The sequence below is a fragment of the Sphingomonas yabuuchiae genome (assembly GCF_001477495.1).
In the GTDB taxonomy this organism is placed as follows: domain Bacteria; phylum Pseudomonadota; class Alphaproteobacteria; order Sphingomonadales; family Sphingomonadaceae; genus Sphingomonas; species Sphingomonas yabuuchiae_A.
In genome coordinates, this window is the sequence record NZ_LDTF01000091.1 from 1 (window position 1) to 8,856 (window position 8,856).

Genomic DNA, 8,856 nt, shown 5'->3' on the forward strand with positions numbered 1-8,856 from the left:
GTCGCGCTCGTCCGCGCTGGCGAACCCGACCAGCCGGATCGAGTCCTCGGACACCAGCATCTCGGTATGCAGCATCGCCGCCTCGCCCACCGGGCCGATGGACGACAAGGTGCGCGCCGAAGCGCCGACCAGATAGCCGACGCCGCCGACATCGATCACCGCATGGTCGATGCCGGTGGAGTCCAAACGTCCCTTGAGATGCGCGATCATGCCCCTTCGTTAGAAGAACTCGCCATCGTCGTCATCCCGTCTTGCGAGCTATCCGCGACGGAAGAACCGGCATTGGGCAGATAGGTCCAGGCGCTGCCGGGCAGGTTGTCGCGGCAGACCGGCGCCTGCTGGAACAGGCTGCGACAGGTGGCGAGGTCTCCGATACCCGTGGCCACCGCCCAGAGTCCGATCTGCGAATCCAGCCGCGACAGCCCTGCGGCATAGAGCCGATCGAAAATCGCGGCGCAGAATTGATCGGCGGCCCGCACCTTGTCGTCCGTCTGCGACGTGGAGGGCGGCGCGTTCTTGTCACTCGCGAACGCCTGTTCGGCCTGCCTGACCTCCCCGTCCTTGACCAGAATCAGTTGTTTGGACAGCGCGAGGAACCAGTCCTGCTCGCTCAGATACTGGCGCACATTCTTGCCGACACCCAGGCGGAAATTCAGAACCTGACTGGGGCTGACGCGCTCGGCCAGCCGGTCGACCGCATATTTATACTGCTCGCTCTGGAATCCGGGGCGGCCGTGAAATCCCTCGAAGTCGGTCCGATAGATCAAGGCCTTCATATTGTCGGCGGCGGGTATCTTGCCTTTGCCCTCCTGTCCGCCCTGGCAGGCATTCATGACGTCGAAGACCGACACGCGCGGACAGGTCATGCTGATCCGAAACACCATGCGACGGTTGCTGCCGCTGCGCGTCTCCAGAGGGCCTGCCGCCTCCCAGCGTGCGGTACGGATCTTCTCGGGCAGATAGACGATGACCATGATCGACGCGCCCGGATACCATTCGCTCATCAACCGCCCGGCCGACACGGTTTCGACGATCGACGTGGAAAGCAGGTGGGAAAGAGCCACGTCATAGGCCGACGATACGCGCTGAACCTGTTCGCGATTGATGGCGGTCAGCAGCGAGCCGCCCGGCGCGGCGACGGCCAGCGTATCGCGAAGCGTCGACAAAACGATTCCGGTCGGCTGGATGTCCACTTCATCGGCAACACGCCCCGTCGCGTCGATGGTGACGCTAGAATTGGCGGTCAGGCGGACATCGGGCAGCGCCATATCCGACCCGGTCAGGGTGGTGACGAAGGCCTCGCCCTGACGGCCGCGCCCATTATAGTCGATGGCGACCAGCGGCACGTTGAACTCGATATCCGGATCCCGCATCTGGATGCGTACCGACATGACCACCCCGCGCGACCGCCCCATAAAGAAGCGGCTGAGCGCGCTATGCCGTTCTCGCTTATAGTCGCGAACATAACCGCCATCGTCGACCAGTTCGATCACCCAGCGGCCATACAGGTCGTTGAGATGATAGAAGTTCTTGTTCTCGACCTTGGCCCGCCAGCATTCATGGACTCCGATCACCTCACTGAGTCGGCGACCGTCGGGAATATCCATCAAGGTGGTGTCGCCCTCGTCCGCACCGCCGCAATGGAACGGTTTTTTGGTTTGCTCCTCCTGCGCGGCTTGCCCCGCCGCTGTGGCAGGCACGGGCAACGCGAACAGGGCGAGAATGGCGGATGTGACGAATAGGCGGCGCTTCATGGCTTGGCTCCCCGTCGATCAGGACAAACGCAACGCCACGACAGGCTCGGCATCCGGAGGATGCGAGCCGGTAGATGATGCCGTCAAAAGTCTTCGGGCGTAAGCCCTGCGCGACCATATCGAGTCCGTTATGGACCCATCGCCCCGTCAGATGGCGCTGTTACGCCGCTCCATCGCCCGTGCGCTGGCCAAGTGATGCGCATGGGTGATCGCCACCGCCAGCGCGTCCGCCGCGTCCGGGCCGGTCAGCTTTACGCCGGGCAGCAAATGCCCGACCATGGCCTGGACCTGCTTCTTGTCCGCGCCGCCGGTGCCGACGGTCGCCTTTTTCACGATGCTGGGATGATATTCGCCGACGATCAGCCCGGCCTGCGCCGCCGACAGCAGGACGATGCCGCGCGCCTGGCCCAGCTTCAGCGTGGATTGCGCATTGCTGTTGCCCAGCACCTCTTCCACCGCCGCACCGTCGGGCTGTTGCTGGCGGATCACGTCGTAGAGGGCGGCGTGCAGGTTCGCCAAGCGGCGCGGCAGCGGCATCGACGGCTCGGTCTTGATCTGACCATTGGCGACGTGGCGCAGCCGGTTGCCCTCCACCGCGATCACCCCCCAGCCGGTGGTGCCGAGGCCGGGGTCGAGCCCGAGGATGATGGCGGGGGGTGGGGTCATTTCGGGCTTTCTGGAGGGTTCTGACTTGCTTGCCCCTCCACCACCGGGCTTTGCCCGGCGGTCCCCCTCCCCAAGCGGAGCTTGGGGAGGAATGGGGTTTAGCCGAGCTTTTCCATCACTTCGTCGGAGACTTCGTAATTGCCCCAGACGGTCTGGACGTCATCGTCGTCGTCCAGCGTGTCGATCAGCTTGAACAGCGTCGCCGCCGCGGCTTCGTCGACCGACACCATGGTCTGCGGGCGCCAGGCGAGCTTGGCGCCTTCGGCCTCGCCCAGCACGGGCTCCAGCGCCTTGGCGACTTCGTGCAGATCGCCCTGCGCGGTCCAGATTTCGTGACCGTCCTCGGACGAGGTCACGTCCTCCGCCCCGGCTTCCAGCGCGGCCTCGAAGACCTTTTCGGCGTCACCGGCGCTGGCGGGATAGTTGATCAGGCCCATCCGGTCGAAGCCATGGCTGACCGATCCGCCCGCGCCCAGATTGCCGCCATTCTTCGACACCGCGGTGCGCACGTTGGTGGCGGTGCGGTTGCGATTGTCGGTCAGTGCCTCGATGATCAGGCTGACGCCGCCGGGGCCGAAGCCCTCGTACCGCACCTCCTCGTAATTCTCGCCGTCCCCGCGCGAGGCCTTGTCGATCGCACGCGCGATATTGTCCTTGGGCATCGAGGCCGCCTTGGCCGCGTTGACGGCGGCGCGCAGACGCGGGTTCATGTCCGGGTCGGGCGTGCCCATCTTCGCCGCCACGGTGATTTCGCGGGAAAGCTTGGAAAATGCTGCCGAGCGCTTCTTATCCTGCGCGCCCTTGCGGTGCATGATGTTCTTGAATTTGCTGTGGCCTGCCATCGGTGCCTCTTGAGATGATCGGGCTCTTTACGACTGCCCAAGGGCCTTTGCCAACCCGTCGATCTTCGCCTCCAGGCTATCGAGCCGTTCGGTGACGCCATTGTCCAGCTTGTGGTGCAGCCGCAATATGTCGATCTCGGCCCGCAAATTGGTGCGATAGTCGAGGCTGGCGGCCAGCCGGTCCTTCGCCGATTGCCGGTTCTGGCTCATCATGATGACCGGCGCCTGGATCGCCGCCAGCGTCGAGAGCATCAGGTTCAGGAAGATATATGGGTATGGATCGAACGCCATGCCGAAATGGCTAAGTACGTCCGAATTGAGCAGCATCCAGCCCAGCAGGATCACCGAAAAGGTGATGATGAAGCCCCAGCTTCCCCCGACCGCCGCCACCCGGTCGGCTAGCCTCTCGCCCCAGGTGGAGGTCTCGTCCGCGACATCGGCGGCGTCGCGCGCGCTGAGCTGGCCCGACTCGATATCCGCGATGACCTGGGCTTCTTCCTCGTCCAGTTCGTGCGCGGGCTTGCCGAGCGTACGGCGGGCGATTTCGGCGGCGGTCGACAGGGCCATGGACGATGCGCTCCTCGCAAGGAATCAAATGCCTTGCTCCTTGGGGCGTTGATCGGCCAAACGCCAGTCATGACGGTACGCGTGGATATGGGAACCGATGAGCGCGGCTCGTCGGTGCCGATCGATCTTGAGGAACTGCTGGCGACCCGCCTGCTGGTGCAGGGCAATTCGGGGTCGGGAAAGTCGCATCTGCTGCGCCGCCTGCTGGAGAAATCGGCGGGCCAGGTGCAACAGGTGGTCATCGACCCCGAAGGCGATTTCGTCACCCTGTCCAAGGCCTATGGCCATGTCGTGATCGAGGCGAGCGACTATGCCGAGCGCGAGGTCGGGCGTTTCGCATCGCGTATCCGTGAACACCGCGCCTCGGTGGTGCTGAGCCTGGAGGGGCTGGAGATCGAGGGGCAGATGCGCTGCGCCGCGACCTTCCTGAACGCGCTGTTCGATGCCCCGCGCGAGCATTGGTATCCCGCATTGGTCGTGGTGGACGAAGCCCAGCTGTTCGCACCCACCACCGGCGGCGAAGTGACCGAGGAGGTTCGCCGCGCCTCGTTGTCCGCCATGACCAACCTGATGTGTCGCGGCCGCAAGCGCGGGCTGGCCGGCGTGATCGCGACCCAGCGACTCGCCAAGCTGGCGAAGAACGTCGCGGCGGAGGCGTCCAACTTCCTGATGGGCCGCACCTTCCTCGACATCGACATGGCGCGCGCGGCCGATCTGCTCGGCATGGAGCGGCGGCAGGCCGACTCGATCCGCGACCTGGCGCGCGGCACCTTCCTGGCGCTCGGCCCCGCCGTCTCGCGGCGGCCGATCACGGTGAAGATCGGCGCGGTCGAGACATCGGCGCGCTCGGGCAGCCCCAAGCTGACCCCCCTGCCCGACGCGCCGCCGCCCGACCTGCAGGAACTGCTCTTCGCGCCGGTCGAGGAAGCGCCGACCCTGCCGATGACCTTCGACCCGCGCCCCCGCCGGGTGCCCGCCGAGGAACTGATGGCCGATCTCGGCCGCCCGCCGCTGCCGACCACCGCCGCGCCGCCTGCGCCCGAGATGGACGAGGGCGAAGTCGAGGCGATCTACGAACAGGTGCTGCGCGCGATCGTCGAGGATCCCGAATCGACCTTCCGCCCCGCCTCGGTTCTGTTCCAGGATTTCCAGGTGCGCTGCCGGATGGCGGGCCTCGCCCGGCCGCCGCTCGACCTGAACGGTTTTGCCCGGCGGCTGTCCTGCGCACGGGCAGGGATTTTCGACGTCAACGATCCCGACTGGCAGGAAGCGCTGGCGCTGGCCGCGATGCTGCCCGACGATATGCTGGGCGCGTTCCTGCTGGTGGCGCGCGCCGCGCGCGAGGGGCTGCCCTGCCCGCCCGATACCAAGATCGCCGAGACCTACGGGACCAGTTCGCTGGGGCGGGTAAAGCGCCTGATCGCCTATATCGAGAGCCGCGACCTGTTCGTGTGCCGCACCGACCTGACGGGCAAGCGGTCGATCACGATTCCGAGATTGGGCTGGACGACCCAGGCGGCGGAGATGGGGTGAGGGTTTCCCTTGGCCTTCGACTTCGCTCAGGCTGAACGGAGGTTGGGCGATTCTCGCAAAAGATCAGGGCTTTGGAACTGCTGACTTACCCTTAAGCCTCGGCACCCAGATCGTACATGACAGCCCTTCGACCAGCGACCCACCATCCGGCATACGAACGCGCTTGAAACAGCCGCCTAGCGGAAATTCGCGGCTCAGCCATTTCCCCTCCGGCGTGTCCTGCTCATAAGATTCGATCTTATGCCGCTCCAGAAACAACCATAGCTTGTCTGCCGCCTCGCCAGCACAGATGTATTTGTGGCTTTCCTCGGTGTCGCTGACGTAACCGGCGGCAATGGCCTCACCCAGACAAGCTTCCATGAAACCCGGCATCTGTTCGGGAAAGGGCTTGTCGACGGCGGCGGCAAGCAACGCGAGCGAGAAGATCGGCATGATGAAACGACACATGCCCGATCGACCAACCGTCATCAAGCACCACCCCCGCTCAGCCTGAGCGAAGTCGAAGGCCACGCCCCACCGTCTGCCACAAACAAAAAGGGCGACGGAGCCACCAGCCCCGCCGCCCTTCGCATCTCCGAAACCCGAAACCGGGATCAGATCATGCCCAGCGCCTTCATATACACTTCGAGGATGGCTTCCTCTTCCTGATACTCCTCGCGCTTCTTCTTGCGGATCTGCATGATCTTCTTGATCGCCTTGGGGTCATACCCACGCGCCTTGGCTTCGGCGAAGACGTCCTTGATGTCGTCCGAAATGCCCTTCTTCTCTTCTTCCAGCCGCTCGGCCCGCTCGATCAGCAGGCGCAGCTCGTCGGCCGTCACATTGCCGCTGCTGTCGAAATTCTCGTCCGCCATGGTCTTCTAACCTTCTTGAAATCCTGTCCGCTCCCAGGAACCCGCCGCCACGACACGGGCCCCGCCCATGGGCAAGGTCGGTCCGGCGCGGATGTCGGGATCGGGGGCGGTCTAGGCGCTTCCGCGCCGTCGCTCAAGCGGGGGTTAACGGTTCTTCTTCACACTCTCGGCCATACGCGCCAGCTGCTCAGGGCTGGCCTCGGCCTGATGCTCGACCTTCCACTGGTCATAGGGCATGCCGTAGATCGCCTCGCGCGCGGTCGCCTTGTCCACCCCGGCCGCCTCGCCTACCCAGTCCGACAGGCAGTTACGGCAAAAGCCCGCCAGCCCCATCAGGTCGACATTCTGCGCATCGGTACGGTGGCGCAAATGCATCACCAGCCGACGAAACGCCGCCGCAGCCGCCGCGTCATCGATTGCATTCAACGCATCCAGCGTATCGCTCATATTCGTCGCTCCTAGGTTGATCGTAACGCATTAGGCTTTAGGACACTGGCCGCAAAGAAGCAGGATGTGAACATGACCAAGGCCCTCCCCCCGCGTTCGCGCAAAGTCCGCGTCCTCGCCACGCTCGGCCCGGCCAGCAGCGATCCCGAGACGATCGCCACCCTGTTCCAGGCGGGCGCCGATGCCTTCCGGATCAATATGAGCCATGGCGATCAGCAGTCGAAGATCCCGCTGATCCAGGCGATCCGCGGCTTGGAAGAACGGTTCGGCCGCCCGACCACCATCCTGGCCGATCTTCAGGGCCCGAAGCTGCGCGTCGGCAAGTTCGCGCAAGGAAAAGTCATGCTGGAGACCGGCAGCACCTTCATCCTCGACCGCGATCCGACGCCGGGCGACGCGACCCGTGTCGAGCTGCCGCACAAGGAAATCTTCGCCGCAATCGAACCGGGTGCGCGGCTGCTGCTCGACGACGGCAAGCTGGTCCTGCGCGTCGCCTTCCATGATGCGGACAAGATCACCACGCTGGTCGAGGTCGGCGGCGCGCTGTCGAACAACAAGGGGTTGAACGTCCCCGACGTCGTGCTGCCCATGGCCGCGCTGACCGAGAAGGACCGTTCGGACCTGGCCTTCGCGGTCGAACAAGGCGTGGATTGGATCGCCCTGTCCTTCGTGCAGCGCCCCGAGGACCTGATGGAGGCGCGCGGCCTGATCAAGGGGCGCGCCGCGCTCCTCGCCAAGATCGAGAAGCCGCAGGCAATCGACCGTCTGGAGGAGATTGTCGAGCAGTGCGACGGCGTGATGGTCGCGCGCGGCGATCTGGGCGTCGAACTGCCGCCCCAGGCCGTCCCGCCGCTCCAGAAGCGCATCGTCGAGGTGTCGCGCCGCATGGGCCGCCCGGTGGTCGTGGCGACGCAGATGCTCGAATCGATGATCCAGAGCCCCTCGCCCACCCGCGCCGAAGTGTCGGACGTGGCGACCGCCATCTATGACGGCGCCGACGCGATCATGCTGTCGGCCGAATCGGCGGCGGGTGCCTGGCCGGTCGAATCGGTTGCGATGATGAACGCGATCGGTGTGTCGGTGGAGAACGACCCCGGCCACGGCGACCGTGTCCACTTCACCGCGATGACCCCCGACCCGACCACCGCCGACGCGCTGGCCGAGGCCGCCGCGCGGATCACCGACACCGTGTCGGCCAAGGCGATCATCTGCTTCACCACCAGCGGCTCGACCGCGCGCCGCATCGCGCGCGAACGTCCCTCGGTGCCGCTGCTGGTCCTGACGCCGCAGCTGGAGACGGCCCGTCGCCTGGGCCTGCTTTGGGGCGCCCACGCGGTCCACACGCGCGACGTGGAGTCCTTCGAGGAAATGGTCGCCAAGTCCAAGCGCATGGCGCTGCGCCACGGCATCGCCGAGGCCGGCAACCAGGTCGTGCTTATGGCGGGCGTCCCCTTCCGCACGCCGGGGTCGACCAACGTGCTGCACGTCACCCGCATCATGGGCGACGAACTGGCCAATTATGGGGACCGTAGCGAGGCGTAAGCGCCGGTCCAATACGAAAAGGGCGGCGGCGCGAAAGCGTTGGCCGCCCTTTTTTTTGTACCCGGCACCGGGTCGATCGGCGGTAGATGCCGTGAATATTCCATGGGCATGATCATGATCCCTACTCTCGATACCCGTCCCGACCTCGCTACTCCGCGCCTTTCGCTGCGACGTCCCGCCGAGCGCGATATCGAGGCGATCGTGTCCATCGTCGGGCATTGGGAGGTCGCGTGTCGTCTGGCCCGCGTGCCGCATCCCTATGGCCCGGAAGACGCCCGCTTCTTTCTGGAGCGGATCGTGCCTGCCGAATGGGTATGGGCGATCACGCTGGGGGACGAGGACCGGCTGATCGGCGCGGTCGGGCTCACGCCGGAGCAGGAGACGGCGGAACTGGGCTATTGGCTGGCCCCGGCGCATTGGAGCCGGGGTATCGCAACCGAAGCGACGCGGGCCGTCGTCGATTTCGGGTTGGAGCGTCTTGGCCTCCCCGGGCTGACCTCGGGCTATTTCGAGGAGAATCCTGCGTCGGGCCGGGTGCTCGCCAAGCTGGGCTTTGTCGCGACCGGTCGCGTCATGCGCCCCTGCATGGCCGTTGGCCGCGACGTGCCATCGGTGCGGATGGTGCTGAAGCCCTGATCCTCCCCGGCACGG

The 8,856-nt window shown here is 65.5% G+C and carries 11 protein-coding genes; 3 read left to right on the plus strand and 8 right to left on the minus strand.

All coding sequences use genetic code 11. The annotated features are described in order from the left end of the window. The 5 genes from NS355_RS14465 to NS355_RS14485 all read right to left on the minus strand — a co-directional run. The coding region (locus tag NS355_RS14465; RefSeq protein ID WP_275934731.1) for an OB-fold domain-containing protein at window positions 1-210 on the minus strand (210 nt) is incomplete at its 3' end. Next, window positions 207-1,754: a hypothetical protein gene (locus NS355_RS14470; RefSeq protein WP_058746349.1), complete on the minus strand. Its 1,548-nt coding sequence runs from the start codon at window positions 1,752-1,754 to the stop codon at window positions 207-209. The genes NS355_RS14465 and NS355_RS14470, both read right to left, overlap by 4 nt. Window positions 1,755-1,901: 147 nt before the next feature. Further along, window positions 1,902-2,420, minus strand: coding sequence for a crossover junction endodeoxyribonuclease RuvC (ruvC, locus tag NS355_RS14475; protein ID WP_058746350.1), 519 nt, complete (start codon window positions 2,418-2,420; stop codon window positions 1,902-1,904). Between the two features lie 98 nt (window positions 2,421-2,518). Continuing rightward, on the minus strand, window positions 2,519-3,262 hold the full coding sequence (locus NS355_RS14480; RefSeq protein WP_042484083.1) for a YebC/PmpR family DNA-binding transcriptional regulator: 744 nt from the start codon (window positions 3,260-3,262) through the stop codon (window positions 2,519-2,521). 27 nt (window positions 3,263-3,289) lie between these two features. Then, window positions 3,290-3,829 (minus strand): DUF1003 domain-containing protein, encoded by a 540-nt coding sequence (locus NS355_RS14485; RefSeq protein WP_058746351.1) that lies wholly within the window; start codon window positions 3,827-3,829, stop codon window positions 3,290-3,292. A 69-nt stretch (window positions 3,830-3,898) separates the two neighbouring features. Between NS355_RS14485 and NS355_RS14490 the strand changes: the two genes are divergently transcribed. Next, window positions 3,899-5,362 (plus strand): ATP-binding protein, encoded by a 1,464-nt coding sequence (locus NS355_RS14490; protein ID WP_058746352.1) that lies wholly within the window; start codon window positions 3,899-3,901, stop codon window positions 5,360-5,362. A gap of 63 nt (window positions 5,363-5,425) precedes the next feature. Here the strand turns inward: NS355_RS14490 and NS355_RS14495 are convergent, their stop codons facing one another. From NS355_RS14495 to NS355_RS14505, 3 genes are all read right to left on the minus strand, one after another. After that, a complete protein-coding gene (locus tag NS355_RS14495; RefSeq protein WP_058746353.1) occupies window positions 5,426-5,872 on the minus strand; it encodes a hypothetical protein in 447 nt (148 codons plus the stop codon). A gap of 83 nt (window positions 5,873-5,955) precedes the next feature. After that, window positions 5,956-6,216, minus strand: coding sequence for a DUF2312 domain-containing protein (locus tag NS355_RS14500; RefSeq protein WP_058746354.1), 261 nt, complete (start codon window positions 6,214-6,216; stop codon window positions 5,956-5,958). Window positions 6,217-6,360: 144 nt separating this feature from the next. Further along, the gene (locus NS355_RS14505) at window positions 6,361-6,663 is read right to left on the minus strand and encodes a DUF1244 domain-containing protein (RefSeq protein ID WP_058746355.1); all 303 of its coding nucleotides are present in this window, start codon (window positions 6,661-6,663) and stop codon (window positions 6,361-6,363) included. A 72-nt stretch (window positions 6,664-6,735) separates the two neighbouring features. On the opposite strand from NS355_RS14505, the gene pyk reads away from it, so the two are divergent. Next, complete coding sequence (pyk, locus tag NS355_RS14510; RefSeq protein ID WP_058746356.1) at window positions 6,736-8,205, plus strand: pyruvate kinase; 1,470 nt, start codon at window positions 6,736-6,738, stop codon at window positions 8,203-8,205. 114 nt (window positions 8,206-8,319) lie between these two features. Continuing rightward, entirely contained in the window at window positions 8,320-8,841 is a 522-nt protein-coding gene (locus NS355_RS14515) for a GNAT family N-acetyltransferase (RefSeq protein ID WP_058746357.1), read from the plus strand. Window positions 8,842-8,856: the final 15 nt, after the last annotated feature.